The 25,586-nt window shown below is 54.7% G+C and carries 25 protein-coding genes and 1 tRNA gene; 18 read left to right on the top strand and 8 right to left on the bottom strand.

Features of this window, described 5'->3' with window-relative positions:
• Positions 1 to 336 precede the first annotated feature (336 nt).
• Positions 337 to 879: a hypothetical protein gene (locus TURPA_RS01310; protein ID WP_014801478.1), complete on the bottom strand. Its 543-nt coding sequence runs from the start codon at positions 877 to 879 to the stop codon at positions 337 to 339.
• Positions 880 to 979: 100 nt separating this feature from the next.
• A complete protein-coding gene (locus tag TURPA_RS01305) occupies positions 980 to 2,161 on the bottom strand; it encodes an acyl-CoA dehydrogenase family protein (RefSeq protein ID WP_014801477.1) in 1,182 nt (393 codons plus the stop codon).
• 260 nt (positions 2,162 to 2,421) lie between these two features.
• Between TURPA_RS01305 and TURPA_RS01300 the strand changes: the two genes are divergently transcribed.
• The 9 genes from TURPA_RS01300 (at position 2,422) to TURPA_RS01265 (ending at position 9,237) form a co-directional block, all read left to right on the top strand.
• Complete coding sequence (locus TURPA_RS01300) at positions 2,422 to 3,288, top strand: metal-dependent hydrolase (RefSeq protein WP_014801476.1); 867 nt, start codon at positions 2,422 to 2,424, stop codon at positions 3,286 to 3,288.
• Positions 3,289 to 3,328: 40 nt separating this feature from the next.
• The gene (locus tag TURPA_RS01295) at positions 3,329 to 4,432 is read left to right on the top strand and encodes a fatty acid desaturase (protein WP_014801475.1); all 1,104 of its coding nucleotides are present in this window, start codon (positions 3,329 to 3,331) and stop codon (positions 4,430 to 4,432) included.
• Positions 4,429 to 5,013 carry an SRPBCC family protein gene (locus TURPA_RS01290; RefSeq protein WP_014801474.1) on the top strand — a complete coding sequence of 195 codons (585 nt, stop codon included), beginning with the start codon at positions 4,429 to 4,431 and terminating at the stop codon, positions 5,011 to 5,013. Before TURPA_RS01295 ends, TURPA_RS01290 begins: the two co-directional genes overlap by 4 nt.
• A gap of 38 nt (positions 5,014 to 5,051) precedes the next feature.
• Positions 5,052 to 5,210, top strand: coding sequence for a hypothetical protein (locus TURPA_RS23260; RefSeq protein WP_157210349.1), 159 nt, complete (start codon positions 5,052 to 5,054; stop codon positions 5,208 to 5,210).
• A gap of 47 nt (positions 5,211 to 5,257) precedes the next feature.
• On the top strand, positions 5,258 to 6,064 hold the full coding sequence (locus tag TURPA_RS01285; protein WP_014801472.1) for a hypothetical protein: 807 nt from the start codon (positions 5,258 to 5,260) through the stop codon (positions 6,062 to 6,064).
• A gap of 68 nt (positions 6,065 to 6,132) precedes the next feature.
• Complete coding sequence (locus TURPA_RS01280) at positions 6,133 to 6,588, top strand: DUF3299 domain-containing protein (protein WP_014801471.1); 456 nt, start codon at positions 6,133 to 6,135, stop codon at positions 6,586 to 6,588.
• A complete protein-coding gene (locus tag TURPA_RS01275; protein WP_014801470.1) occupies positions 6,585 to 7,295 on the top strand; it encodes an ATP-binding cassette domain-containing protein in 711 nt (236 codons plus the stop codon). The genes TURPA_RS01280 and TURPA_RS01275 overlap by 4 nt, the downstream gene beginning before the upstream one ends.
• Entirely contained in the window at positions 7,292 to 8,560 is a 1,269-nt protein-coding gene (locus tag TURPA_RS01270) for an ABC transporter permease (RefSeq protein WP_014801469.1), read from the top strand. Before TURPA_RS01275 ends, TURPA_RS01270 begins: the two co-directional genes overlap by 4 nt.
• Entirely contained in the window at positions 8,560 to 9,237 is a 678-nt protein-coding gene (locus TURPA_RS01265) for a TetR/AcrR family transcriptional regulator (protein WP_014801468.1), read from the top strand. Before TURPA_RS01270 ends, TURPA_RS01265 begins: the two co-directional genes overlap by 1 nt.
• 48 nt (positions 9,238 to 9,285) lie before the next feature.
• Here TURPA_RS01265 and rplT read toward each other — a convergent pair whose 3' ends face one another.
• The gene (gene rplT / locus TURPA_RS01260; RefSeq protein WP_014801467.1) at positions 9,286 to 9,633 is read right to left on the bottom strand and encodes a 50S ribosomal protein L20; all 348 of its coding nucleotides are present in this window, start codon (positions 9,631 to 9,633) and stop codon (positions 9,286 to 9,288) included.
• A 10-nt stretch (positions 9,634 to 9,643) separates the two neighbouring features.
• Positions 9,644 to 9,841, bottom strand: coding sequence for a 50S ribosomal protein L35 (gene rpmI, locus TURPA_RS01255; RefSeq protein WP_014801466.1), 198 nt, complete (start codon positions 9,839 to 9,841; stop codon positions 9,644 to 9,646).
• 161 nt (positions 9,842 to 10,002) lie between these two features.
• Here rpmI and TURPA_RS01250 point away from each other — a divergent pair, with 161 nt between their 5' ends.
• The 7 genes from TURPA_RS01250 (at position 10,003) to TURPA_RS21220 (ending at position 18,666) form a co-directional block, all read left to right on the top strand.
• Positions 10,003 to 10,968, top strand: a complete 966-nt coding sequence (locus TURPA_RS01250) for an IS30 family transposase (protein ID WP_014801244.1) — start codon at positions 10,003 to 10,005, stop codon at positions 10,966 to 10,968.
• A 159-nt stretch (positions 10,969 to 11,127) separates the two neighbouring features.
• On the top strand, positions 11,128 to 11,760 hold the full coding sequence (locus tag TURPA_RS21225) for a polyhydroxyalkanoate synthesis regulator DNA-binding domain-containing protein (protein WP_014801465.1): 633 nt from the start codon (positions 11,128 to 11,130) through the stop codon (positions 11,758 to 11,760).
• 34 nt (positions 11,761 to 11,794) lie between these two features.
• Entirely contained in the window at positions 11,795 to 12,532 is a 738-nt protein-coding gene (locus TURPA_RS01240; RefSeq protein ID WP_014801464.1) for an SH3 domain-containing protein, read from the top strand.
• Between the two features lie 82 nt (positions 12,533 to 12,614).
• Positions 12,615 to 13,418 (top strand): tryptophan synthase subunit alpha, encoded by an 804-nt coding sequence (gene trpA, locus TURPA_RS01235; protein ID WP_014801463.1) that lies wholly within the window; start codon positions 12,615 to 12,617, stop codon positions 13,416 to 13,418.
• Positions 13,419 to 13,457: 39 nt separating this feature from the next.
• Positions 13,458 to 14,141, top strand: coding sequence for a dienelactone hydrolase family protein (locus TURPA_RS01230; RefSeq protein ID WP_014801462.1), 684 nt, complete (start codon positions 13,458 to 13,460; stop codon positions 14,139 to 14,141).
• A gap of 202 nt (positions 14,142 to 14,343) precedes the next feature.
• Entirely contained in the window at positions 14,344 to 16,353 is a 2,010-nt protein-coding gene (locus tag TURPA_RS01225) for a protein meaA (protein ID WP_014801461.1), read from the top strand.
• Positions 16,354 to 16,362: 9 nt separating this feature from the next.
• The gene (locus TURPA_RS21220; protein ID WP_014801460.1) at positions 16,363 to 18,666 is read left to right on the top strand and encodes a PP2C family protein-serine/threonine phosphatase; all 2,304 of its coding nucleotides are present in this window, start codon (positions 16,363 to 16,365) and stop codon (positions 18,664 to 18,666) included.
• Here TURPA_RS21220 and TURPA_RS01215 read toward each other — a convergent pair.
• The 3 genes from TURPA_RS01215 to TURPA_RS01205 form a co-directional block, all read right to left on the bottom strand.
• Positions 18,663 to 19,610, bottom strand: a complete 948-nt coding sequence (locus tag TURPA_RS01215) for an amino acid--tRNA ligase-related protein (protein ID WP_014801459.1) — start codon at positions 19,608 to 19,610, stop codon at positions 18,663 to 18,665. The genes TURPA_RS21220 and TURPA_RS01215 overlap by 4 nt on opposite strands.
• Positions 19,607 to 20,260, bottom strand: a complete 654-nt coding sequence (locus TURPA_RS21215) for a DsbA family protein (protein WP_014801458.1) — start codon at positions 20,258 to 20,260, stop codon at positions 19,607 to 19,609. The genes TURPA_RS01215 and TURPA_RS21215 overlap by 4 nt, the downstream gene beginning before the upstream one ends.
• A gap of 229 nt (positions 20,261 to 20,489) precedes the next feature.
• Positions 20,490 to 20,563: transfer RNA gene (locus tag TURPA_RS01205), tRNA-Ile, on the bottom strand.
• Positions 20,564 to 20,736: 173 nt separating this feature from the next.
• On the opposite strand from TURPA_RS01205, the gene TURPA_RS01200 reads away from it, so the two are divergent.
• Together TURPA_RS01200 and TURPA_RS01195 are read left to right on the top strand one after the other, a co-directional pair.
• A complete protein-coding gene (locus TURPA_RS01200; protein ID WP_014801457.1) occupies positions 20,737 to 22,860 on the top strand; it encodes a neutral/alkaline ceramidase in 2,124 nt (707 codons plus the stop codon).
• Positions 22,861 to 22,990: 130 nt separating this feature from the next.
• Complete coding sequence (locus TURPA_RS01195) at positions 22,991 to 23,533, top strand: DUF2845 domain-containing protein (protein ID WP_014801456.1); 543 nt, start codon at positions 22,991 to 22,993, stop codon at positions 23,531 to 23,533.
• A gap of 40 nt (positions 23,534 to 23,573) precedes the next feature.
• Here TURPA_RS01195 and TURPA_RS01190 read toward each other — a convergent pair whose 3' ends face one another.
• On the bottom strand, positions 23,574 to 25,508 hold the full coding sequence (locus TURPA_RS01190; RefSeq protein ID WP_014801455.1) for a fumarate reductase/succinate dehydrogenase flavoprotein subunit: 1,935 nt from the start codon (positions 25,506 to 25,508) through the stop codon (positions 23,574 to 23,576).
• Between the last annotated feature and the right edge of the window lie 78 nt (positions 25,509 to 25,586).

The following is a 25,586-nucleotide window of genomic DNA, read 5'->3' as shown; positions in this document are numbered from 1 at the left end:
GTCACATAGATTGGTGAGAAAAACTTCAGGTTTTTCGAATCGGCGTCGACAAATAACGAAGGCTGGGCCGAGAGGTCTGGCCGGGGGTTTTCAGACGGGTGTCTCTGCGGAGACTATGAAAACAACAACAGTAACCACCCGTTTGATTGCAAATGCAATTGCAGGCAGCTCGCAGAGGGGCGCCCGCGAATACCAACGAAAGCCGGCCTTCTATCTCGTGCCAGCACGGGCTGAGAAGGCTACGCCTCCTCGGGGGCAAAGCTTTCGCGACATTCTCGAAAGAGAATTAGGCACTTCGGGTGGGCTCAGTGCGAGTTCAGCCGATGCCGAAACGACTCAAGTCTTGTCAGGGTACTGGGCGTAGCTTCGGCTACCCAGTACCCCTGATACGACCCATAACCCTGTAATCAGCAAGAACGCATAAAATGCCCAGGTGAACGCCGCTTCACCGGTTGCGGCAATCCGTTGGGGATTGATCAGGTTCCAGAGAGCAAAGACCGTGACGATGATGAGGCCGCTGAAGCGAAACACATGCGCCTTTTGCAGTACTTTTGGTTGGTGCGGCAAAAGATACCACACGAGCGCTATCGCGGCGACTATACATCCCAATAAAATAATGGCGAAGTCGTCGCTGTAGATGCCATGCCGGCGTTCGTCGTCGCCAAAGCGAATCTTGTACGCACGCCACGGCACGAAGGTAAAAAATGCAAGCAAGACTGTGAGCAGGGCGAATGCCTGTTCTGAATACGGCATCTGGCGAAAACGCGCCCAACGGTCTTTAAAAAAATCGGCCGCGATGCGGCCGATGGTTGCGGCTACCTGTGCGTAAAGCACAAGATAACCCGCGATCGAGGCGATGAATTTCTTGAAGAAATTCATCTAGCCCCGATCCCGAGGCGGGGTTTTTGCATTTAAAGGGATTGCGGCATTTCTGCGAAATGCTTTACCCCCTTTAAGAATCCCCGACTTCATATCAGTCTTATTTCATGGTCGCGGAATCTTTGATCACGTACGAACCGATTTCGTTTTTCTGAATCTGGCTCGTGCCTTCGTAGATTGTCAGAATCTTCGCGTCACGGTACATTTTTTCGATCGGATAGTCTTTCGTGAAGCCGTAGCCGCCGTGCAGCTGCAGCGCGTCATTGCAGATTGAAACCGCTGCTTCAGACGACATCAGTTTCGCCATCGCTGAGTAGCGAGCCGATTCAGGGTGATTGTTCAGCGAATATTTTGCCGCGCGGTAGGCCAGAAGGCGTGCCGCTTCGATCTTCGTTGTCATGTCGGCGAGCATGTGCTGCACTGCCTGAAAGTTGATGATCTTCTTGCCGAACTGCTCGCGCTGGCGTGCATATTTCACTGCTTCTTTATAGGCACCCTGTGAGAGGCCTGTGCCCATGGTCGCGATAAACGGACGCGAAGAAATCAGCGTCTTAATCGCGTGAATAAAACCGACGTTTGGCTTCAGACCCACGAGGTTTTCTTCTGGCACTTCCATGTCTTCCATGATGACCTGGCGCGTGTGCGAGCAGCGAATACCCATTTTCTGCTCGAGCTTGCCGAATGAGAGACCCTTGGTGTCTTTTTCAACAATAAAGCATGAGATACCGCGTGGGCCCTTTGCCTTGTCGGTGATCGCAAACACGGTGTAGATGTCTGCCTGGCCTGCGTTGGTGATCCACTGCTTGGTGCCGTTCAGAACATAGCGATCGCCTTTTTTTACGGCATGTGTTTTGAGCGCTGGTACGTCTGAGCCCGCGCCGGGTTCTGTAAGGGCAAATGCAGCGATCTTTTCACCCTTTGCAAGCGGAGTCAGGTATTTGATCTTCTGCTCTTCGGTGCCGCCGTGTTCAATCGGCAGAGCGCCGAGTTTTACCGCGCCTGCGCTCGTCGCAACACCGAGGCAATATTCGCTCATGACTTCGATCGCGAGAACAGTCAGAAAGGGTGAAAGGCCGAGGCCACCGTATTTCTCTTCGAACATGATGCCGAAAAGGCCGGCTTCGCCAAATTTCTTGAATATTTCATGGGGAAACTTCTCGTGTTCGTCCATTTCGGCGCGGCGCGGAACAATCTCGTTGCGGCACAGGTCGTGCGCCATCTCGAGCATCTCTTGCATTTCGTCGGTGATGGTAAAATCTAACAGCCCTTCATATTGTGACATTTATTTCTCCTTGGGGGTACGCGTAGCAATGCAGAGCGCCTGAGGCACTCCGCATCGCTTTGCTAGCTTAAAGACAGAGCAAATTTTCTGAACAGTCGGACAAGACGATTCCCTATCTTGGGCGCAGTGGCCCAACATCGTAAAGCACCAAAAATAGTTGACGACTTGTTCAACTTTGATGGTGCTTACAAAGTTGACGGATTGTTCAAGAATGTGTGGGTTGGCGCAGATGCCGCATTCACCATTCTCACGGAGGAAACATGTTAAACGAAAAGCAGATGCGCACCACGCCGACCAAAAGGTCTGAGCAGATACCGGTACGCAAACCGCAGTGGACCTTTAGTGAGTTAGTCGGGCAAAAGCCCCGGTCTGATTTCGGGCGCATGATGTTCGGCGCGATGAGCCTGGTTTTTCCCGAGGGCGAACGCTTCTTTATTCGCAGTGTGAAGCATTTTGCTTCGCAGATTCATGACGAAGGCCTCACGCAAGATGTCAAAAACTTCATCGGTCAAGAGGCGCAGCATGGCAAGCTGCATGAGACGTTCAATAAGGCCGTGCTCGGCCATGAGTACGATATCGAGTCGTTTCTCAAATGGTATAAATCCACAATGTTTGATTTTGTCGAAACACAGGCGACGAAGATTCTGGGGCCGAAACTCGCGCTTTCGATCACCGCAGCAGCTGAACATTTTACCGCGACCTGGGCCGCACACGGCTTAAGTTCTGGTTATCTCGAAGAGCACATTACCAACCAGACTCTGCTCGATTTCATGCAGTGGCATGCCGTCGAAGAAATTGAGCACAAGCACGTTGCCTTCGATGTTCTGCAAGAGGTCGACGATTCGTATCCGCTGCGCGTCGCCGGTATGCTGTTCTGTGCAACACTCTTGCCCTTTGTGATCACCGTAGCCTTCTTGTCGCTGATCAGGCAAGCCAAGAATCTGGATATCTTCGCTTTCTTTCGCGATGCAATGTCTGAAGGCAAGAACGGCGGCATCATGTCGTCATTCTTGCCGGCCATTGTTGAATACATGAAGCCAGGTTTTCACCCTTCAGATCACGACGACTACGCGATGGCGAGAGCTGTCGCCGAGAGAATCGAACAAAGAATGGAGAAGGTCGCATAACGGCGTAAGCGGCCATATGCGACCAGAAAAGGAGTTGAGTATGCCAACGAAAATACCACCATTGAGTTTGACCGCGGCCGACAGAGTCAATCGCATCAGCCGCTCGATTCGCATGGCCGACCGCTATCTGCGCAGGCACTTCACTTTTTTGAACCACCAGAACCTGATCGGCTTTTCGATCTGGCTCGGATCAATCGCCGGCATGATCGGCATGGCGGCGCTGTATTATTTCGATATGGCACCCGCCTGGTCAGTGATTCTTGTGAATGCGATACTGGCGTCGTTCTTGCATGAGCTTGAACACGACCTCATTCATTCTCTGTATTTCAAAGAGACGTGGATTGAAAAGCTCATGATGTGGGGCGTGTGGGCGTTTCGGCTCAACACCCCGAGCCCTTTTTACCGCAAGAAGATTCATCTGTTGCACCACAAAGAATCTGGCCAGTTTTCTGACATCGAAGAGCAGATGATCGGCAACGGCATGAAATGGGGCATCAAACGCATTATCACCATGCTCGACCAGGGCCTGGCGTTTCTGATCAACGCGCGCCGCGTGGGTAAGACTGCGCCCCGGCTCGACATGAAAGAGATGGCACGGGCGGCGTTTCCGTTTACGTATCTCTATCAGGGCACGTCGCTCGTGTTTCTGTTCGGCAACGCATATCTGCTTGCGATGCCGCACGTCGACCCGGCATTCGTCGCCAATGCAGACTTCGTTCAGCTCATGGCGCTCGTCAATTTCATGGCCGTTGTGATCGGCTTGCCCAACTTTATTCGGCAGGGCGCGTTGCAGATCGTGTCGTCGAGCATGCACTATTTTGGCGACGTGAACCCCGACGCAAGCGTCGGCCTGCTCGAGCAGTGTCAGGTGATGACGACACGCTCATGGTATATGTTGCCGTTTCAGCTGTTCTGCTTCAACTTCGGCAGCACGCACGGCATTCACCACTTCATCGTCAACCAGCCATTCTACCTGCGCCAGATTGCCGCTGGCTATTCGCACGCCGCGATGAAGAAATACGGCGTGCGCTTCGACGACCACGGCAGCTTCGCACGGGCAAACAGGTATGGTTCGACTGCGCTCACCACAGGTCACTCTTCTCTTCGCTCCCCCTCTCCTTTAGGAGAGGGGGTTGGGGGGTGAGGTTGCAAACCGTAGGTCGCCGGGTTGAGGTCAACGCACCGCTTCAAGCGGTGTTGAGCCTCACGCTCGATGCAGAGCGTTACCCCGAATTTGCGCCGTCGATAAAATCCACGGAACTTTTGTGGCATGATGTCGAAAGCCGCAAATACCTGATACGTTATGAATCCTCAATACCGGTGATTAACACGACCGCAGTGTCAGAGCAAGAAGTGCACTACGATATCGCCAACACGGTTTTTCACTTTCGGGAAACGAAGGGCAACTTTGGCCGGTTCGAAGGCTACCGCCGGCTGGCGAGCCTTGGGGCAGGGCGCTCGGCAATCGAGTCAGAAGTGCGGTATTCGTTCGCTGGTAACCGCCTGATGGCGGCGATGGTCAATAAGGCGACGCAGGGCATCGTGCAGTCAAATCTGGAGCATATTCAAGAGGGTATAAAGAGGATTGCCGAAGCAGGCAGGGCTGACCCGCTGCACACAGTGCTGGCCCGTCTGAGTGTCACGCCGCAGATGCTTTTTGCGCAGGGTGTGACGCCGGCGTTTCTTGAAGAGCACGGCATTCAAGGGCTCGAATTGGCCACTTAAATTGGCCGGTTTGGCCGGCGGGCATGTATACTCAACGTATGAGAGTTGAAGAAAGCCAAAGTTCGTCGACCTCGCAGGCCATTTATCAGGCCCAACAGGCCGCGCAGCAAGAGGCCTTGAACAAGGTAGAACCTGTGCAAAAAGACCAGCCCGCGCAGGCAACGGGCACTGCTGCTACCATCGACACCTACGCATAATTCGGTTATTTTGAGCGCCTGGGGCGCAAAACAACCGAAAATAAGATATGGCCGTAGACCAGGCAACCAAGAAGTTATATAACGAACGCATCGGGCAGCAGAAGCTGCAGATTGCAGAATACGAGAAAGAACTCGCCGCCTACAAGAAGGCGATGACGACCAACAAAAAGCTGAAGCCCTTTTTTCATCTGGGGAATATCAGCCAGCTGTTGCAGATCGTTAACCTGCAGATGGAGATGAACGAAATCTCTGAGCAGATGATGCAGGTAAAGAACAACTCATTCTTAGATAACGCGCGCAAGAACCTTTACAAGATCTTTGCAGACCTCGACGCGGTGGTCAAGGGCGATGTCGATGAATCGATCGATTTTAACCGCGATGAGCTCGACAAAATTGCCCCTTTCAACCCGAAGCAACGGCTGAACCTTTACCGCCACATTCGCCGCGCGATCGATAAGCTGATTCAGGCCTATGGCCAGAACACCAAATGGTTGTGGTCGTTTCCCGAACTCTATTCGAAGAGTGCGGTGCTAGGCAAGAACTTGATCGATTTTCGCGAGGTACAGTCGAAGCGCGACCCGCGTGAAGAGTTTTTCTATGATCGCAAAGAACTCGTGCAGCTCGTGAAAGATGACCTGCTCGACGCCTCGAACCGCTACCGTGACAAATACGAGATTTCGACCAAGGCGACCGGCGACCTCATTATGGCGATTAAGCTGCTCGACGGTCTGCGACGCGTGGCGACGGTCGTCAAAGACGACGCGATGGCCGCGAAGGCCAAGACGGGAATCGAATCTTACAAGGCGCGCATCGAAAGCGAAAAAGACGAAAAGAAACCAGTCGCCAAGAAATAGCCCACAGTGCCGCTGCAAAGCGGTGAAAACGCTTGACGCAAGGGTTGTTTGTTTGGTCAGACTCCCCCGTGCTGCTTGTTCGCCCGCGCTACCTGTTATACATCCTCATTTTTTTTCTGCCTGCCACGCTGACGGGTAATGCCCCCGACGAAAACACCGAAATCAGCTGGAAAACCCTGCGAGGCTATAACCTCAAGACGGGCAAAATGTCAGAAATGCTGACGAAGCTCAACGGCAAACCGATACGTATACCGGGTTTTATGGTGCCGCTCGATGATATGGATTATGAATCGGTCGGGCGTTTTTTGCTCGTGCCCGACCCGCAGGCCTGCATTCACGTGCCGCCACCGCCGGCGAACCAAATGATCTATGTGGTGATGAAAGGCAAAAAGAAAGCGCCCGTCACATGGGGAGTGCCCGTCGTGCTGTCGGGTGAGCTCAAGGTAAAATCGATACGCTCACAGTTCGGCGTTGTTTCGTTTCAGGTTGCGGGTGAAATGGTGAAGCCATACACGGGAAAATGAAAGCAGCTGCAGCCGTCTCTGCGATACAAATCGAGAATCTGCGCTTTGCGTACGCGCAAAAGCCGGTGCTCGAGATTGCCCGCCTCAAGATTGCGCGGGGCAGCCATACGCTGATTTCGGGCGACAGCGGTTGCGGCAAGAGCACTCTGATGAATCTCATCGGGGGGGTGCTGACAGGCTACTCAGGTAAAATAGAAGTCTCGGGCACCGAGCTCGCTAATCTGACAGCGGCGGCGCGCGACCGATTTCGCGCGGCGCACCTCGGTGTTATCTTTCAGCAGTTTAACCTGATACCGTACCTGAGTGTCACCGAAAATATTGAACTCGCGCCCAAACTTGCGAAAAAGCCCGTCGAGCCCGCGCGTATTCAGGCCATGATGCAGCATCTGCAAATCGCCGAACTCGCTGCAATGCCGGCTGCGAAACTCAGCCACGGCCAGCAGCAGCGGGTTGCGGCGGCGAGGGCGCTTGCTGCGGGTGCCGAGATTGTGCTCGCCGATGAGCCAACTTCGGCACTCGACGACCACAACGCGCGGCTGTTTCTTGATCTGCTTTTCAAAGAGGCAGAGGTGAACAAAACGACGATAGTGGTTGTCTCGCACGACCTTCGGTACCGCAAGCGCTTCGATCAGTTTATTGACCTGGCGGGCCTCAACCGTGCGATCGAAAGTGGGCATGGCAAAAAAACGGCAGGGCGAAAATCATGATAGCCCTTGTCTTCAAATCACTCAGAAGCCGCCTGGCGATTGCGTCTCTGACGGCCCTCAGTGTTGCGCTCAGCGTCTTTTTGTTTGCGTCGGTCGAAAAGCTGCGTGAAGGCGCGCGCGCGGGGTTTTCGCAAACCGTGAGCGGCACGCACATCGTGGCAGGTGCCAGGTCAGGCCAGATTCCGCTGTTGCTCTTCTCGTTGTTTCATATTGGCTCGCCGACGAGTAATGTTTCTTATTCAAGCTATTTGAAGTACAAGAAGAATGCATCTGTGGCCTGGGCACTGCCGCTGTCGATCGGCGACAGCCATAAGGGTTTTCGGGTCGTGGGCACATCTGCCGACTTCATGAAACATTTTCGCTACCGCAACCAGCAACAACTGCGCCTGGCCGAAGGTACTTTCAGCCTCGCGCGTCTCAAGGCAGTTCTGGGCAGCACCGCCGCGCGTGAACTCGGCTACAAGACCGGCGCCAAACTCGTGCTGACGCATGGCATAAGCGATGTGCAGGGCATTCATGACCATGACGCGAGCCCTTTTGTCGTCGAGGGCGTTCTCGAAGCCACGGGAACTCCCATCGATAAGGGCATCTATGTTTCTCTGGCGAGCATTGAACAGATGCATGAGGCAGAAGAACATGGCGAAGAGGGTGGCGCTGAAAGCGCCGCGCACAGAGATGAAGATACTGCGAAACCTGCCAGGGCCATCAAAATCGATAAGATCACCAGTTTTCTCATCGGTGTAAAGCAGCCGATAGACATTCTGCCCCTCATGAGGCAAATCAACGAAGACGAAGCCGAACCTCTGACCGCGATTTTGCCCGGCGTGGTGCTCAGCGAAATCTGGAACATCATGGGTTATGCCGAAAACATTCTCAAGCTAGTTTCGCTGATGGTGATGCTGACCGCGCTCTGCGGACTTTTTATCGCACTCTATGCATCGCTCGCCGAACGTTACCGTGAAATGGCGATACTGCGGGCTCTGGGGGCATCGCCGCGCCGCATCGCCTCGCTGCTCGTCGCCGAGAGCCTCATTCTCACCGTTTCAGGTATTGTGGCAGGGTATGCGCTGATCGCGGTCGTGTCGCTCGTGTTCAAGAATCTGCTGCTGCGCGCTTTTTCGGTCGGTGTCGGTGTATTTCCGCTGACGCAGGGCGAATTTTGGTTTGTGGGCGTATTACTTTTCGTAGGGCTCGTGGTGGCACTCGTGCCCGCGCTGCTCTTGTACCGGCGCGCGCTGGGCGAAGGGCTGCAGGTCAGGCAATAATGGGCCGGCAACCCCTCGATAAAGAGCGCGAGCTCGACCCGAAAGTTCGCAGCGAATACCTCGCGCAGCTGATGCCCCACTTTATCGAGCATGGCATGAGCGTGCACAGCATGGATTCGATAGTGCAGCATCTGCAGATCAGCAAGGCGACCTTTTACCGTCACTTTCGCTCGCGTGACGAACTCTTCGAAATTTTCATCGATCATCTTGTGGATAAAATTCTTTCATCCCGGTTTTTTTTGCATAATAAAGCTTTGCCCTACGAAGAGCGTTATTTGCTGACGTTCGCGGCGATTCTGCACGAAATCGGTGGCATTGGCTTTCTGTTACTCGCAGACCTGCGCACCAACTTACCCCACCTGTGGGAGAAAATTCGTGCGACCTATGCGGTCTACGAAGAAGAGCTGCACGCCTTTTTTCAAGAGGGAATCGACAGCGGATACGTGCACAAGGTAAACCCCTCGATTCTCGCGCATATGATTATTCTGTTTTTTCGCGAGCTGATGCGCCCTGAATACCTGCAGAGCCTTAACATGACGCTCGCCGAAGCCTTTATGGCGACGTTTCGCATTCAGGTACGCAGCATTGTCAGCAAACCCGATTTTTCGTTCGAAGCGATGGAAGAGCGCATGCGAACGATGTTTCCCGAACTCGAAAGCCTGTTTAAGAGGCTGTAAATAAAAAAGGGCCCGAAGGCCCTTCTTATTTGCAGCTTTTGGAAAAAATCAGGCCGCTTTGGCCATTCTGACCACTTCTTTGAAAGCAGCCGGGTCGAGCACTGCCATTTCGCTGAGGCTCTTGCGGTTGAGGCCGATTTTCGCCTTCACCACACCGGCAATAAAGCGGCTGTAGCTCATGCCCTCTTCGCGGCAGGCAGCGTTAATTCGCGCGATCCAGAGAACGCGAAAGTGGCGTTTCCTCTGTTTGCGGTCACGAAACGCCCACATGTCGGCCTTGAGCGCGGCGTCTTTCGCCGTTCTGTAGAGACGGCGACGACCAGCGCGAAAGCCTTTCGTGCGTTTGAGTATTTTTTTTCTGCGGTTCTTGTGTATTGTTCCGTTTGTAGCGCGCATTTCGGTTCCCTTACTTTATGCCGAGCAGGCGCTGCACACGCCCCTCGTCAGCTTCGTGCACGTAGCCTGCCTTCGCGAGGTCGTTTTTACGCTTCGCAGTCTTTTTGGTCAGAATGTGGTTCTTGCCCGCTTTGGTACGTTTAATTTTACCTGTCGCTGTAACGCGAAAGCGCTTTTTGGCAGCCTTGTTCGTCTTTTTGCCGTGCATTTGTCCAGAATCGTAAAATCAGACAGAGCGTCAAACCGAATGAGAAAACACTGAGCTGATGATAGTGTAGATTCCAAAACGAAGTGCGATAGGATAAAGTAGTGTAAGGCCGCGCCGGGGTTTCGAGGTTGATTTGCGAAATACGACCACGGAGACCCCGGATGCGACCTTACGTTCAACTATCCAATGAAGAAAGACTGTGTATAGAAGAAAGCCTCAGGCAGGGCCGCCATGCCGGACGTATTGCCAGAGACCTGAAGCGCCACCCGAGCACCATTTATCGTGAAATCCGCCGCAATTCAATGCCGCGGCATTACAGCGCCCGCTGCGCAAAAGATGCAGCGCGCAGGCGCCAGACGAATACCAACGCCGCAAAGGTGACCCCGGAACTCTGGTCACAGATCGGCGCATCGCTCAAATCGACGCTGTCACCGGAGCAGATCGCGGGGCGTATGCGGCTTGAACGCTTCGGCGGGGTTTGCATGCAGACGATCTATAATCATATCCGTAAGAAATCCGCCACATCGAATTTCTATCGCCTTTGCCTGCGCCGCAAGGGAAAACCATACAAGCGCACAGTGCGGATTGAGGCTGAAAACAAAGGGTTTTTACGCATTCACGACCTGCCAGCCGAGGCTTTGACGCGGCGAAAACCTGGCTATTGGGAGGGTGATTTGGTGGAGGGAAAAATCGGCACAGGACAAATCGCAACCTTTGTCGAAAGACATTCGCGCTACACCAAGGCGGCAAAAATCGAGCGCAAACTCGTTGAGCAGTTCAACGCGGCTGCACGCGACCTGTTCGCAGACGTCGATAATTCTCTGTTACGGGGTGTGATTTATGATCGCGGCACAGAAATGAGCGGATACCGGGACCTGCAACAGGTGCTGAATTGCGGAGTGTATTTCTGCGACCCAGGATCGCCCTGGCAGCGGGGAACGAACGAAAACACCAACGGCCTGCTGCGCGAGCCATTTCCGAAGGGAACGGACTTTCGGGAAATCGACCAGGAACAGGTTGACGCGGCGCTCGAATTACTGAATAATCGGCCACGCAAGCGACTGAATTTTCGGACGCCAGCCGAGGTCTACTTTCGGAGGTCGATTGCACTTCGTTTTGGAATGTAAGTAGCTGCCGGCAGCCAGCTATCATCAGCTCGGTGGAATGCCAATTTAATTGACGCACCGTCTCATTTTTCGTGCATCGCACAAGTCGTAGGGGGATTTACCCGTGCGCCGCGATAGAAAGTCGCAGATTGATGTGCGACGCACCAAGGAAATAACATAATGAAGATAATCAAACGCTATGCAAACCGGCGCCTATACGACCCCGAAACGTCGCGCACCATCACTCTCGACGAAGTAGCGCAGTACGTGCGTGACGGTGTCGACATTAAAGTCATCGATAATACCAACGGCGAAGACATCACGCGTAAGGTGCTCGGCCAGACTTTCTTGAAACTCAATGAATCAGACCATATCGGCAACCCCGTTCTGCAAAACCAGATGCTGAAATTGCTCATTCGCGAAAGCAAAGGGGGAGTTCTCGAAGTACTCAAAAAATTGGTACTGGCGGGTGTCGGCATGACACAGAGTACGCCTGATGAGCGCAAGACGCTGCTTGAAATGCTCATTAACCCATCAGAGGCGCATGAACAAGAGCAGCGCGCATTCTTAAAGGGCCTAGCCGACAAAGGCCAGCAAGAGGCCGACCGTGTGCTGCAGAGCATCTCTGGCCTCGTCTCGAATATCTCACAGTCGATTCAAGACAACATGGTGACTGTGCTCGACCCCAACGAGCGGGCGCGCAAGCTCGACAAGTTGCTCGGGCAGATTGAGACCATTCAGAAATCGATCAGCAAGTTCAGCAAGAACGGTTCGCCCGAAGAATCTTCTAAGTCGAACGCCAAAGCGGGCTGAGAAGCGAAGCCGCTTTCAGCTGGCGTAAAGGCGCATGCCGGTTATCTCTCCCCCACATCGACAAGGGCTGCTCGCACAGCTCAGAAATCTGATCATGGTGGTGTTGCTCGGCGCGGGGGCAATCTGGTTCGTGTGTTACCGTTTCGGCGAGACAACCGCTGAAAAGGCTGACAGGCTCTTTGCTGAAGGGCGATTTGCCGAGCTGCGAAATTTTTCGCAGAAGCGTCTGGCAGCAGGCGAGGCTAGCCCCATGCTCGTTGGCCATTATGCGGTCGCCGAATTTACCACAAACCCGAAAAGCAATCTGCAGTCGCTCTTGAGCAATATCGCTGCCGCCGATGAGCGCGTTATTTTTCGCCGCGAAGCGCTGGTGCGCATTGGGCAAATACCCTCGAACAATGCGCGCGCCGGCGAAGTTTTGCAGCAGGCGCTGCTGCTCGAGAACCCGCTGACACAGGAAACAAAGCAGGTGGTGCAGCAGCTTTTCAGAACATCGCATTCGCTCGCGGGGGCAGATATCGATTTTACCCGACTCGCAGAACTTTTTCCCGAATCGGTACGCAGGGTCAAGGCCCGCGAGCTGCAATTTCGCGCCTCGCCGGGTACCGAAGGCGCCGTGTTGCGGCGCCTGAAAGACGGCGAGACGCTGCTGCTTCGTCTCGTCGGTGAAGCGACGACGGTGTCAGGCAAAAAAGGGCGCTGGGTACATGCGATTGACAGCGGCATGGAATCGGGCTGGGTGTTTGACGCGTATCTTGAGAAATCCTCATGACTGAAATTGTGCCCTGCACAACGATGGCTGGCGTGTAAGATTTTTTGCTTGCCGCCGCTTGCCTCTGGCGCATGAATACGCAATGCATCCGTTCACGCGTGCTTTAAACGAGCGCAAGAAGCAGAAAGGATATCTCTTTATCCCCTATATAGCCTATGGTGATCCCGATGCAAAGATCACTGCAGAAATAATCACCAAGATGATCGAGGGTGGCGCGGCGACGGTTGAGATTGGCCTGCCGTTCACCGACCCCGTTGCCGATGGCCCGGCGCTCGAGCGCGCATTCAAGCGCTCGCTCAAAAACGAATTCAGGGTGGCCGACGTATTGGCCATGCTGCAGAAACTACACAAGAAGTTTCCCGGCTTTCCCTTTACGATCATGAGTTATGCGAATATTTTCTACCAGGCGGGCTTCAAAAATCTGCTTGAAAAACTTTATGAATGCAATGTCCAGGGGATTATCATACCCGATATTCCGCACGATGAGAAAAAATATATCATCGAGCGCGAAGGTCTCGGTGACATTCTGACCCGCATCGCGTGGATCGATTTCGTAACGCCGACGACTCCCGCTAAAAAAATTCAAGAGATTGCGCGGGATGCTCAGGGGTTCATTTATCTTGTCTCTTATAAAGGTGTTACGGGTCAGAAGAATTTCACGCTGAAGCCGCTGAAACCTGTGATCAAGGCGATTCGCCGCGCAACGCGCGTGCCGCTCGTTGTCGGCTTCGGTATTAAAGACAAAGTACATGCCAGCGAAGCGGCTAGGCTCACCGATGGTTTCATCATGGGCACCGTGTTTCACGAAATGATCGAGCACAATATCGAGCGCGCGCCTGCGATACCGCATGAAATCGGCTGGGCTCTGCCCGGCATGTTACCTTAGCAATCGACGCCGTATCGGCTGCTCTCGTTTGGTTTACCCATGCACACAGGCGAACAGATTGCACTCAGCAATCGCACCATCACAGCACATATATTTCGGGCAGCAGTTAAAGAAGCGCCGGCCGTCATATTCTTGCCCGACCTGACTGGGGTCGGCGAAACGCAGCTCGAAACGGCCGCGCTGCTCTCAGGTGAAGGTTTTACCGTGGTCGTGCCCGACCTTTTTAGCGAACAGGGTGCCGCACGGTATTGCCTGCGCATGTTTTTCGATGCGGCGTTTCTCACGAACCAGCCGGGTAACCAGGGTGTTACCGAAGTTTTTGAACTGATTGAACACGTGAAGCGCATGCCCGGTATCGATGCCGGCCGTATCGGTCTAATTGGTCAGTGCCTCACTGGCGGTTTTGCGCTGCATGCAGCGCTGCGTGATGACATCAAGGCACCCGTCGTTTTTCACCACAGTTTTGGTCTCACCGGCAGCGGTATACCCGAGCTCAGCGGCCGCGCGATCTGTAAACCCGTGCAGGGTCATTTCGTGCAGATCGACCCCATGTGCCCGAAATCGCGGGTTGAGCAGCTGCGCGACCAACTCGGCACATACCTTGAGGTCAACTATTACGATTGGCTGCCGCACGGTATACCCCACTTCTTTCGCCGCACCGACGAGGGCCGGCGGGCCTACATCAACATGGTGCGGTTTCTGAAAATGCAATTAGCTATCTGACGCCCTGGTTGTCCAGAGGCTCAAAAATCTGCGGCCTCGGCGTTTGCGAGCAAACGCCTGCCAATAGGTCGGTGACCTCTTGGTCGACGACTAAAGCGCTGCGCTGCCGCAGCTTTTTGCTCGAAAAACCTTGAATCGGCGTGCGGCCGCTCGACAACCTGTATTTGACGCCGCGTTTCGACCTCCATAAGCTCCGTAGCTAATGGCACAAGAAGCGCACAAAATCTACAACAAAGAGGGCGTGGCCACGCGCGAAGAACCGTGGATCTTTCGCACCTACGGTGGGCACTCGAACGCGCGGGCAACCAACGAACTTTACCGCACCGGCCTCGCGCGGGGGCAGACCGGCCTTTCGATTGCGTTTGACCTTGCTACCCAATGCGGCTACGATTCGGACCATCCGATGGCCCGGCCTGAAGTCGGTAAGGTGGGTGTGCCGATCAATTCACTGCTCGACTTTCGCATGATGTTCGACCAGATACCGCTCGAGAAGATGAATACTTCGATGACGATCAACGGCACTGCGATGTGGCTTCTGTCGCTCTACATTGCCCTTGCCGAAGAGCGCGGCATCGACCCGTCGCTTCTACAGGGTACGACGCAGAACGACATCATCAAAGAATATCTCGCGCGCGGCACCTATATCTTTCCCCCCGAATCGTCGATTCGCCTGATCGTCGACATGTATGAGTATTGCGTGCGGCACATACCGAAATGGAACCCGTCGAACATCTGCTCTTACCACCTGCAAGAAGCGGGAGCTACCCCGGTACAAGAGCTGTCTTTTGCTCTGGTGACAGCCATTGCCATTCTCGACGCGATTAAGGAGCGCAACTGCTTCTCAGAAGCCGAGTTTGAGCAGGCAGTCGGTCGCATTTCATTCTTTGTAAACTCGGGTATGCGCTTCATCGAAGAGATGTGCAAGATGCGCGCATTCGGTGAAATGTGGGACGACATCACCAAAAACCGTTATGGCGTGAAGACCGAGAAATACCGCCGGTTTCGTTATGGTGTGCAGGTGAATTCTCTCGGTCTCACCGAAGAGCAACCTGAAAACAATGCCTGGCGCATTCTGATCGAAGCGCTCGGCGTCACCATATCGCAGAAGGCGCGCTGCCGCGCATTGCAGCTGCCTGCCTGGAATGAGGCGCTGTCATTGCCGCGCCCCTGGGACCAGCAGTGGTCGCTCAGAATGCAGCAGGTAATGGCGTATGAAACCGACCTGCTCGAATACCCTGATATCTTCGACGGTTCGCCCGTGATACAGTCAAAAGTACTCTCGCTCATGACTGAAGCGAAGGCAGAAATTGAAAAGGTGCTCGCACAGGGTGGTGCCGTTGAAGCGATCAAGTCGGGCTATATGAAATCTCAGCTCGTCAAGAGCCAGGCCGAACGCATGAGCCGCATCATGACAGGCGACCTGAAGATCGTCGGCCGAAACATTTACAGCGAGGGTCTGCCGTCTCCGCTGCTCGGTGGGGCCGACTCGGGAATCTTCAAAGTCGACCATTCTGCCGCCGACGAAACTCTCGCGACGCTGAAGCAGGCCCGTGAAACGCGTGACAACGCGGTTGCTGAAAAGGCGCTGCAAAAGCTTGAAGCCGACGCGAAGGCAAATGTGAATCTGATGCCTGCGTCGATCGCCTGTGCAAAGGCTCTGGTCACCACTGGTGAGTGGGCAAACACGCTGCGCAAGGTGTTCGGCGAGTACCGGCCATTGACCGGCGTCGAAGGGCAAAAACTCACCTTGAGTGAAGACCGCGTCGTCGCGGTGCGAAAAAATATCGAAGTATTCAAAGAAAAACACGGCCACCGTCCGCGGTTCGTGCTCGGTAAACCAGGCCTCGACGGGCATTCAAACGGCGCTGAAATGGTCGCTGTTGCGGCCCGCCACGTCGGTTTCGACGTCATCTATTCAGGCATTCGCCTCACGCCAGAAGAGATTGCGCGAGCCGCCGTCGAAGAGAATGCAGACCTGATCGCCATGTCGATTCTCTCGGGATCGCATGTCGAGCTCGTCGACCAGCTGATGAAAACCCTGGTGAAGTACAAAGCCGAAAAAGAAATTCCGCTCGTGGTTGGTGGCATAATTCCAGAGTCTGATTTTGGCACCTTAAAGTCGCTCGGCGTTCAGCACATCTTTACTCCAAAAGATTATGATCTGATCGCGATTATGGAAAAGAACCTTGAAATCGCGGAGGCGTTCGCCTAAACGCCGTCGATGGCCCCGTCGCCGGTCGTAGGTGTAGCCGAGCGCTTTGTTTACCGCGCGGCGTTCAGTTTTTTCATTAAGCTCGTACGGCATTTTTCGCTCGGGGCCGTTTTGTGGCTCGTGACGTTGCCGGTTTTTCCCGTGCTGAATTATTACGCGTTCTTGTTTCTCGCAGGCACTGAACCGCGAGACGCGATGCAGGCATATTCGGCAGAGTGGTCGGCGTTCTGGCTCGGCTTCTGGGTAACTCTGCCGCTCTACGGCGTTTTTTCGGGTGCGCTTTGCCGTATCGGAATTCCCTCGGCTATCGGTTCGCTGCGCCGCGCAGAACCTGTGCTGGCAAAGTCGATTGCAGAATCTGAGCCAGAGCGGTTGCGCGATCTGTTGCGCCTTCTTGCCAAAGTGCCGTTGGGGCTTGCACAAGTCGCTTCGTTGATTTACATTGCGCAGGCGCTCTTCATCTATTTCGAAAGCTACCGCATTCGTGGGGATATAGTCAGAATCGGACTATTGGCGCTGATCGATGCAGTGGTTGTCATGATGCTGGCGGGGCTCGTCTATTCGCTGGCTGAATTCGGCTGCAGTTACCTAAGAGTTCAGGTCAAGCGCCAGCTCTCTGCGCTCGATGAAGCCTCGAACGATCTGATCTCGGGCCGATCGGGAATTCTGCGCTTCTTGTATCTTGGTTTTGTCGCCGCGACTTCGATTGTTGCGCTGGTTGCCTTTCTTTTTGCCAAGAATAACAACGCACTCTCTGAGGCGATTCAGTTTGCGGCTCTCACCTTCGTGATTTGCGGCACGCTGGCCTTCATCTATTTCTATACCTGGACATATTCTCTGAAGCAACTCAGTGAGGCGACGTACGCCGTTGCGATGGGTGGGCGCGGCCACCTGCCGATGATGTCGAATGACCGCGAACTGGTCGAAGTGGCAGTCAATTTCGATGCGGCAACCTATGAGATTAATACAATCCGCAATTACCTGACCGAACTCGTCGACGAAAAGACCAGAACGCTCTCAGAAGCCTACAACGAGCTCAAAGCGCTGAAGTCGAGACAAGATGGTGACTATTATCTCACCTCGAACCTGATCGAATCTTTGACCGAACTTCGACCTGAAAGCGAAACGGTCGTGCTCGATTCGCTGCTGAAGCAGTTCAAAACATTCGAATTCATGGGCAATACGAAAGAGATCGGCGGCGACATGAATGCGGGCTATGCGTTGCGCCTGCAGGGTGAAAAATACACGCTCGTGATCAATGCCGATGCCATGGGCAAGTCGCTGCAGGGCGCCGGCGGTGTGCTGGTGCTCGGCTCGGCGATTCGTTCGCTGATCGAGCGCACTCACATTACCGAAGGTCTGCGCAATCTTTCGCCCGAGCGCTGGCTCAAGAACTCTTTTCTCGAACTGCACCACCTTTTTTCGAGCTTTAACGGCAGCATGATGGCCTCGATGATCTGTCTGCTGGTGCACGATAAGTCGGGCTATACCGTCATGATCAATGCAGAGCACCCGAAGGGCATAATTCTGCGGCGAGGCGAAGCGGAATTTATTTCAAACCATGAAGGTCTGCGCAAGCTCGGCAATAATGCCGTTAAGGGCAGGCTCTGGGTTGACACCTTCGTTCTGCACCCCGGCGACGTTGTCATTCTGGGCTCTGACGGGCGGGACGATCTCGTCGTCGCCTACGACGCCGAGAGCCAGCCTGTTATGAACGAAGACGAGCGGCGCATTCTTGAAATCGTCGAAGCAGCAGAGGGTGATCTGCCACGCATCTACATGGGTATTCGCAACACGGGTGAAATTGTCGACGATATTTCGCTGCTGCGGCTTGAATATACTTCGCGCGCGCAAAAACCCGACGCCCAAACACTGCAGAGACTCTGGCGAGAGCATGGCGCGGCCGAAGAACCAGTGGCAAGACTCGACGCGTTGCGCAAAATTCTTCAGGTCGACGCCGACAACATGGCGGCGTGGCGGTCGCTGCTACGCGTGCATCTGCGTAACGAAAATCTCGTCGATGCGGCTTTCATCGCCGAATGTATGGTGCGCATCAGGCCCGAACGCGACTTTCTCATGTATAGCGCGGCCTTGCTCTATTTCAGATTGGGCAATTCTGAGAAGGCGCTGAATTTTGCCGATCGGCTTACGCTCAGAAACTGGCATGTCGAACGCTATTTGGTGCTTCTGGGTAAAATTCATGAGTCGAGACAAGACGAACCAGGTATGCGCGAGGCTGGGTTACTCTTAAATGAGCTCGAACCGGGTCATGAATATGCAAAAAAACTGCTGAGCAATTTCAATCTGGGTTAACTCTCTGAAAAGCTTCTGGCGCTGAGCTGCGGAAAAAAAGCTATCAATAACCTTTCGAGGCCGACGGCGATGCCGCTGACGCCCTTCATGCAGCTCAAGGTTTCAAGCAGTCTTTCGTCGAGAGGGTGCTCTGCAACACCACGCAATCTGCGGATCTCATTGTTTGCTGCCCACCTTTCCCTGATTGTGCCGGCGTCGTATTCTTCACAGTATGCATTTGCCAGTTCAAGTCCGGCATAAAATATTTCTGTGCGTTCAGCTATGCCATGCGTGACACGCGCCATCGCCGCAAGGCATTCAGGGTACCCTGAGACGCAAACCAGCCCGGCTTGATTCTTGATGACTGGCAAGAGCCAGGCATCGAACAACAGGTTAAAGCACGCGATTTCGGCATCCAGCGGGTTCACGTGGTGGGGCAGCGCACCAAAATGCTCTTTATAGACCTGTGTGTAGCGAAATTTATCTGCGGGCAGCGGGCGCTGCAAAATCTTCTCAAATTCAGCCGTTATCTGAAATTCGGTAACGCCTGCATGAAATTCAGAAATCCTCATAGTCGCTGCAAGGTGGTTAATGAGGCGCAATGCCTGTGAAATTATTTCAGCGAGCGTGTAGTCGCGGCGGTACCATTCAAGCATGGTGAACTCGCTGCTGTGGTTTTTGCCTGGCCTGTCGTCGCGAAAAACCGGCGCGATTTCATAGATGCCCTGCGCCGCCGGTGAGGCGCCCAGTTCTGCACTGAAGAGTTTTTTCAGCGCGAATTCAGGCGAAGTTGCGAGGTAGCCGAGGTGATTGCCGTCTGCACCGGTAATTGCAAAGCCGTCGATATAGGGTTCCATTGCGGCAGAAGACACGAGACGATTCGTTCGCACCTCAAGCAGATGTTCAGCGGCGAAAAAACCGCGCGCAGCGCGTATGGCCTCGCTGCGCAAAACAGCGGGATTCATAGCGGCGGGGGTTCTTTATGCAACACCGTTAACGCATGCGAGAGATTTTCATAAGACTGAAAACCTTGGCAAAGCGGAAAGTATTGCCCTTCGCGGCCATAAACGATTGTGGGAAAAGACTCCGCTCCCATTTCACGCGCACGCGCGAATTGCGCTTCGGCGCCCGCGAGCGCAGTGCGGTTCTTAAGATCGGCGATCGCTGAGGCGGGTACCCCAAAAGCAGCGAACAGGTCGCCATAACTTTCAGGGTCTGACAGCACCTTGCCCTCTTCGAAATTCAGACGCAGAATCGCGTGCGCGAGTTTCATCGTGTCGGTTTGGGGCTTTGTCTCGACCACGAGCGCAAACGCCATTGCGGGCATCGTCGAGTCTTGTATTGTTTCGCGCTGCCGAATGAGTTTGCGGTGTGCCTCTGAAAAAATCGCGCCGGTCATCTGTTCAACGCGCGGCATCGCGCGTTCGATATAATCGGCGAAATCGCCGAGCGGGCCGATGCGCGGGCCCAGTACAAGCCCGCCCGAAAGCGCAGAAAAATCGAACCGGTCTGAAAAATCTTCTGCCAGCCGCGCCACGACATTGGCGATGCCCCAGCACCACCCGCAATAACCGTCAAAGACATAAATTATTTCGGCTTTGGCACCTGCGGGCATAGGGCAGTTGTTCAAGACGCAGACAGGGCGAAAACAAAGGGGGTGCGCATGGTGGGCTCGAAAGCTCTGGCTGCTACCGGCATCCATGCCTCACGCAGCCTTCGGCCCTCCATGGCCTTTGGTCCGCGACTCGGATGGCATCCTTGCCAGTCGCTGACCTCAGCCCTCCGTGGCCTTTGGCTGCTACCGGCGTCCATGCCTCGCGCAGCCTTCGGCCCTCCCTGGCCTTTGGGCACACCAGGACTTGAACCTGGGACCAACGGATTATGAGTCCGCCGCTCTAACCAACTGAGCTATGTGCCCTTGCGGCACATAGCATCCTCTAACCAACTGTGAGCGAAAGCGTTTTTCCCAAAACGCTGTAGCTCTCCGTCTTCGGTGCTATGTGCCCTTTGGCACTGGGCCTTGCCGCCAAGTGCTTTGGTAATTTTCATTTTTAGAAAAAGACACACCGTCAAGCGGGTATTAAATATCCTATGTCAGAGAGAATAGCCGCAGGCGAAGGTCGCTATGAGGTTGGCTGCGGAATTTATGACGTGACTGGCCCGGCGGCAGAGGTCGGTATGATGGGTTTTGCCGAAGTGGCGCAGACAACGCAGGGCATTTATATGCGCCTGTGGTCGCGTGCGTTTATCATAGGCGACGGGCAGCGCCGCATTGTCTATGTCTGCGCCGATCTTTGCATGATCTACCAGGCGGTGAAGCAGGCAGTTGCTGAAAAGGTCAGCAAAGATGCCGTGCTCAAAGACCACTACAACGACAAAAATATTCTGATCAGCGCAACGCACACGCACAGCGGGCCCGGCGGATATTCTCACCACTTTCTCTATAATCTGACGACAAAAGGTTTTATTCCGCAGAATTTCGACGCGATCGTCGAGGGCATTTACCAGTCGATCAGGCGCGCACATGCAAATCTTGAACCCGCACAAATCTACATGGCACGCGGGCGGCTCGATGGTTATGGCTTCAACCGCGCGACGAGACCCTATGCGATGAACCCCGCAGAAGAGCGCGAGCGTTATGGCTCTGATCTCGATAACGAGATGACGCTGCTCAAATTTGTTGCGTTAGAAGTAAAGGGCGAAACAGAGGGCATGGATGCCCGAGGTTCGCGCGGCACACGAGGTGCCTCGGGGCGCGATCCAGTGGGCATGGATGCCCGAGGTTCGCGCGGCACACGAGGTGCCTCGGGGCGCGAACTCGGCATGATCAACTGGCTCGGCGTGCACCCAACTTCAGTCGGGCCTGCCAATCGCCTCATCGGCGGCGACCACAAGGGTCTCGCTGAATATTGGTTTGAAAAAAGCAAAAATGCGGATTTCAAAAGCGACAAGCCTTTTGTCGCCGCGTTTGCGTTGGCACCCGCCGGCGATGTTTCCCCCAATCTATGGGGCGTCGCCGATGGTATTCACGACTACGAACACATGGAGATCATTGCGCGCAAGCAATATGAAAAAGCGGTTGAACTTTATGAGACAGCAACCGAGGTAATTCAGGGGCCGGTCGACGCGCGCCACCGGTACGTTGACTTTTCGCGGCTGCACATCGACGCGCTGAACGTCGATACGGTACCCGCTGCGATGGGGGCGAGCTTTCTCGCCGGTTCAACCGAAGACAACGAGTCGCAGGTGAAGGTGTTTCACGAGGGGGTCACCGTTGATTCACTGCAGGGCAATGAACGCATTATTTCGTCGGCTATCGATTCTGCATTCGGTGCTGTGTGGCCAAAAACCCTTTCAGAAGATTTTATCAAGGGGCATGCGCCCAAGAAAATTCTGGTGCCGACAGGCCTTGCAACCTTTGACGGCAACCCCTGGACACCGCAGATTCTGCCGGTGCAGGTCGTGCGCCTGGGGCAACTTGCGATCGCGGCGCAGCCCACAGAAATCACGACCATGGCCGGCCGGCGCATTGTACAGACGCTGCAAGACGTTATGGCGAAAGCCGGTATTACGCATGCCGTGGTCGCCTCTCACTCGAACGCCTATTCGTCGTACGTGACGACCCGCGAAGAATACGCGGGACAAGAGTACGAAGGTGCGTCGACGCACTTCGGGCCCTATACACTCGAAGGCTTTCAGCAAGAATTCGCCCGGTTGGGCGCGGCAATCGCCGAAGGCAGCGGTGTGCCGCAAGGCGTTTACCCAAAAGATTATCGTCTGACACAGTTGACGCTGCAGCCAGGTGTTGTCTACGATGCCCCTTCAAAGGGCCGAAAATTCGGTGACGTGCTTGTAGACGCTGCGCCCGAATACCAGATCGGCAGCGAGGTTGTTGTCGAATTTCAATCCGCACACCCGCGCAATGACCTGATGACGATGCAAGATTTCGCGCTGGTTCAGCGCAAGACCGACGGAGGCGATTGGGTAGACGTCTGCGGCGACCGCGACCCGCAGCTGACCTTCACCTGGCAGCGCCTCAGGGGGGCCGAATCGAAAGCAATACTGCGTTGGAAAACGCAGTCCATGACAGCCAAGGGCGCGCGCGGCGCCGAGCCGGGCGAATACCGTTTGGTGCACCGTGGTGTCGCCAAAGCCTTCTGGTTCGGCCGAAAGACCCGCTTCGAGGGCGTCAGCCGCGTCTTTAGGCTGGTTTGAAAGACCATACCTATCGCCACCTTTGCGACCGTTTAGCAGGCTCCGGATGCCTGCGAACAGGATGCTTTTTCAGTAACCTGTTAGAAAAAATGGATTGCCCGGGCATGAACCGGGGTCTGCACGGTACCCTATGAAGACCCGTATGCTATTTCTTGCCGCGACCGTGCTTGCAACGCTAAGCGCCAACAACGACGAACAGATTCGCTGCGACGGTAAACTTCTCGGAGCGGGCCGATCGCGTCTTGAGGTGCTGCGCTATTGCGGCGAACCGCAGGACAAAGTCGCCTTTCTCGACGAACGGGTGATACACAGGCGCTTTTCGAATGTGCTTGTGGGGTCATTCAGAGAGACCCGGCAGACCGGCACGTACGTCGATACGTCACGCAGTGCCGTCAGCACAGAAACCAACCCGCGCGATAAGGAGCCGGTGCTAGCAGGGCAGCAGCCGCAGCAGGTACCCGCGCACCAACACGACGAGCGCCGTATTGTGACAGACACGACCGTGGTCAGCCAGAGTTCTTATACGCTGCTGTCTTCGTATTGGGAATGCCAGAAACAATCGGTATTTGTCGACGAATACACGTATAACTTCGGCAGCGGCAAGTTTATGACGTTTGTGCGGTTCGAAAATGGCCGGGTGAAAAGCATAAAATTCGGCGAATACGGATTTTAAGCGCATTGCAGCGTGACCTGAAGGTCACGCTGCCTGTGCTTTACTTGTAGCTGCGCTGGCTCGGGTGAACCACGTCGAACTTGAGCTCTTCTTTGTGCAGCTCTTGCGGCGTGTTGTCGCCTTTGTATTCCCACGCAGCAACGTACGAGTAGTTTGTGTCGTCGCGTTTTGCTTCGCCGTCTTCGGTCTGGTATTCTTCACGAAAGTGACCGCCGCACGATTCGTTTCGGTTTAATGCATCGCGTGCCATCAGTTCACCGAGTTCGATGAAGTCTTTCACACGACCCGCTTTTTCGAGCGAGTCGTTGAGCGAGTCACCGCTGCCGGGCACGTTCACATCTTTCTTGAAGTCTTCTTTAACCTGCTGAATTTCGCCGATCGCTTTTTTCAGCCCGGCTTCGGTACGTGCCATGCCGACGTATTCCCACATGATGTGGCCAAGGCGTTTGTGCAGTTCATCGACTGTCTTTTTGCCTTTGGTCGCAAGCATTGAGGATGTCTGGGTCTTCACATTATCTTCGGCTTCGTCAAATTCTTTGCCGACAGTCGATGGGCGGTCAAAACCGACGCCTGCGAGATAATCGCCGATCGTTGCCGGCAGAACAAAATAACCGTCGGCGAGGCCCTGCATCAGCGCCGATGCGCCAAGACGGTTCGCGCCGTGGTCTGAGAAGTTCGCTTCGCCACCGACGTAAAGCCCCGGAATCGTCGACATCAGGTTGTAGTCAACCCAGAGCCCGCCCATCGTGTAGTGAACGGCAGGGTAAATTTTCATCGGCATCTTGTAAGGGTTTTCGCCCGAGATCTTTTCGTACATTTCGAAGAGGTTGCCATAACGTTCAGCGATGGTGTGCTCGCCGAGGCGATCGATCGACGCCTTGAAATCAAGAAAGACCGAGAGCCCCGTAGCGTTGACGCCGAAGCCGGCGTCGCAGCGTTCTTTGGCAGCGCGTGAGGCAACGTCGCGGGGCACCAGGTTACCGAATGCAGGGTAGCGGCGTTCGAGAAAGTAGTCGCGGTCTGCTTCGGCGATGTCGTTTGCAGTAATTTCGCCGCGCTGTACGCGTTCAGCCGTTGCCTTGTCTTTCGGTACCCAGACGCGGCCGTCGTTTCTGAGCGATTCGCTCATCAGCGTTAGTTTTGACTGGTAGTCACCGCTCGTGGGAATACACGTCGGGTGAATCTGAGTGTAGCACGGGTTTGCGAAGAATGCACCGCGCTTGTGCGCGCGCCACGAGGCGGTCACGTTCGACAGCATTGCGTTCGTTGAAAGAAAGTAGACGTTGCCATAACCGCCGGTCGCGAGTACAACTGCGTGTGCAGCAAAGCGCTTAATCTCGCCGGTCAGCAGATTGCGCGTGATGATACCTTTTGCGTGGCCGTTAACGACAACCACGTCGAGCATTTCATGACGGTTGTACATCTTGACTGTGCCTTCATGAATCTGGCGGTTGAGCGCGCTGTAGGCGCCGAGCAGTAGTTGCTGGCCGGTCTGGCCTTTGGCGTAAAAGGTTCGTGAAACCTGAGCTCCGCCGAATGAGCGGTTATCGAGCATGCCGCCGTATTCGCGTGCGAAGGGTACGCCCTGCGCCACGGCCTGGTCGATGATGTTGACCGAAAGTTCTGCGAGGCGGTAAACATTGCCCTCGCGTGCACGGTAGTCACCACCCTTCACAGTATCGTAAAAAAGCCGGTAAACAGAATCGCCGTCGTTGTGATAGTTCTTGGCGGCGTTGATCCCCCCCTGTGCCGCAATCGAGTGCGCGCGGCGCGGGCTGTCATGAAACGAGAAAGCGTGCACATTGTAGCCCAGTTCGCCCATTGAAGCTGCGGCTGCAGCCCCCGCGAGGCCGGTGCCGACGACGATTACGTCGAGCTTTCGCTTGTTGGCCGGGTTGACGAGTTTGAGTTTTGATTTATAGTCGCGCCACTTGGTTTCGAGAGGGCCCTGAGGTATTTTCGCGTCGAGTTTCATTGAATAGACGCAACTCATCGTCTCGTTAGGGAGTAAACTAGGAATCACTCACAAAGGCAGACAATTTTTCGCGGTCTG

Source organism: Turneriella parva DSM 21527 (genome assembly GCF_000266885.1).
Classification (GTDB): domain Bacteria; phylum Spirochaetota; class Leptospiria; order Turneriellales; family Turneriellaceae; genus Turneriella; species Turneriella parva.
The sequence above is the reverse complement of the archived record's forward strand: the minus strand, read 5'-3'. Positions and strand labels throughout refer to the sequence as shown.

Bases quoted from the DNA above. Each gene is read 5' to 3' on its own strand.
- TURPA_RS01310 (WP_014801478.1), bottom strand. From the start codon at position 879: ATGAATTTCTTCAAGAAATTCATCGCCTCGATCGCGGGTTATCTTGTG.
- TURPA_RS01305 (WP_014801477.1), bottom strand. From the start codon at position 2,161: ATGTCACAATATGAAGGGCTGTTAGATTTTACCATCACCGACGAAATG.
- TURPA_RS01300 (WP_014801476.1), top strand. From the start codon at position 2,422: ATGTTAAACGAAAAGCAGATGCGCACCACGCCGACCAAAAGGTCTGAG.
- TURPA_RS01295 (WP_014801475.1), top strand. From the start codon at position 3,329: ATGCCAACGAAAATACCACCATTGAGTTTGACCGCGGCCGACAGAGTC.
- TURPA_RS23260 (WP_157210349.1), top strand. From the start codon at position 5,052: ATGAGAGTTGAAGAAAGCCAAAGTTCGTCGACCTCGCAGGCCATTTAT.
- TURPA_RS01285 (WP_014801472.1), top strand. From the start codon at position 5,258: ATGGCCGTAGACCAGGCAACCAAGAAGTTATATAACGAACGCATCGGG.
- TURPA_RS01275 (WP_014801470.1), top strand. From the start codon at position 6,585: ATGAAAGCAGCTGCAGCCGTCTCTGCGATACAAATCGAGAATCTGCGC.
- TURPA_RS01270 (WP_014801469.1), top strand. From the start codon at position 7,292: ATGATAGCCCTTGTCTTCAAATCACTCAGAAGCCGCCTGGCGATTGCG.
- TURPA_RS01265 (WP_014801468.1), top strand. From the start codon at position 8,560: ATGGGCCGGCAACCCCTCGATAAAGAGCGCGAGCTCGACCCGAAAGTT.
- rplT (WP_014801467.1), bottom strand. From the start codon at position 9,633: ATGCGCGCTACAAACGGAACAATACACAAGAACCGCAGAAAAAAAATA.
- rpmI (WP_014801466.1), bottom strand. From the start codon at position 9,841: ATGCACGGCAAAAAGACGAACAAGGCTGCCAAAAAGCGCTTTCGCGTT.
- TURPA_RS01250 (WP_014801244.1), top strand. From the start codon at position 10,003: ATGCGACCTTACGTTCAACTATCCAATGAAGAAAGACTGTGTATAGAA.
- TURPA_RS21225 (WP_014801465.1), top strand. From the start codon at position 11,128: ATGAAGATAATCAAACGCTATGCAAACCGGCGCCTATACGACCCCGAA.
- TURPA_RS01240 (WP_014801464.1), top strand. From the start codon at position 11,795: ATGCCGGTTATCTCTCCCCCACATCGACAAGGGCTGCTCGCACAGCTC.
- trpA (WP_014801463.1), top strand. From the start codon at position 12,615: ATGCATCCGTTCACGCGTGCTTTAAACGAGCGCAAGAAGCAGAAAGGA.
- TURPA_RS01230 (WP_014801462.1), top strand. From the start codon at position 13,458: ATGCACACAGGCGAACAGATTGCACTCAGCAATCGCACCATCACAGCA.
- TURPA_RS01225 (WP_014801461.1), top strand. From the start codon at position 14,344: ATGGCACAAGAAGCGCACAAAATCTACAACAAAGAGGGCGTGGCCACG.
- TURPA_RS21220 (WP_014801460.1), top strand. From the start codon at position 16,363: ATGGCCCCGTCGCCGGTCGTAGGTGTAGCCGAGCGCTTTGTTTACCGC.
- TURPA_RS01215 (WP_014801459.1), bottom strand. From the start codon at position 19,610: ATGAATCCCGCTGTTTTGCGCAGCGAGGCCATACGCGCTGCGCGCGGT.
- TURPA_RS21215 (WP_014801458.1), bottom strand. From the start codon at position 20,260: ATGCCCGCAGGTGCCAAAGCCGAAATAATTTATGTCTTTGACGGTTAT.
- TURPA_RS01200 (WP_014801457.1), top strand. From the start codon at position 20,737: ATGTCAGAGAGAATAGCCGCAGGCGAAGGTCGCTATGAGGTTGGCTGC.
- TURPA_RS01195 (WP_014801456.1), top strand. From the start codon at position 22,991: ATGAAGACCCGTATGCTATTTCTTGCCGCGACCGTGCTTGCAACGCTA.
- TURPA_RS01190 (WP_014801455.1), bottom strand. From the start codon at position 25,508: ATGAAACTCGACGCGAAAATACCTCAGGGCCCTCTCGAAACCAAGTGG.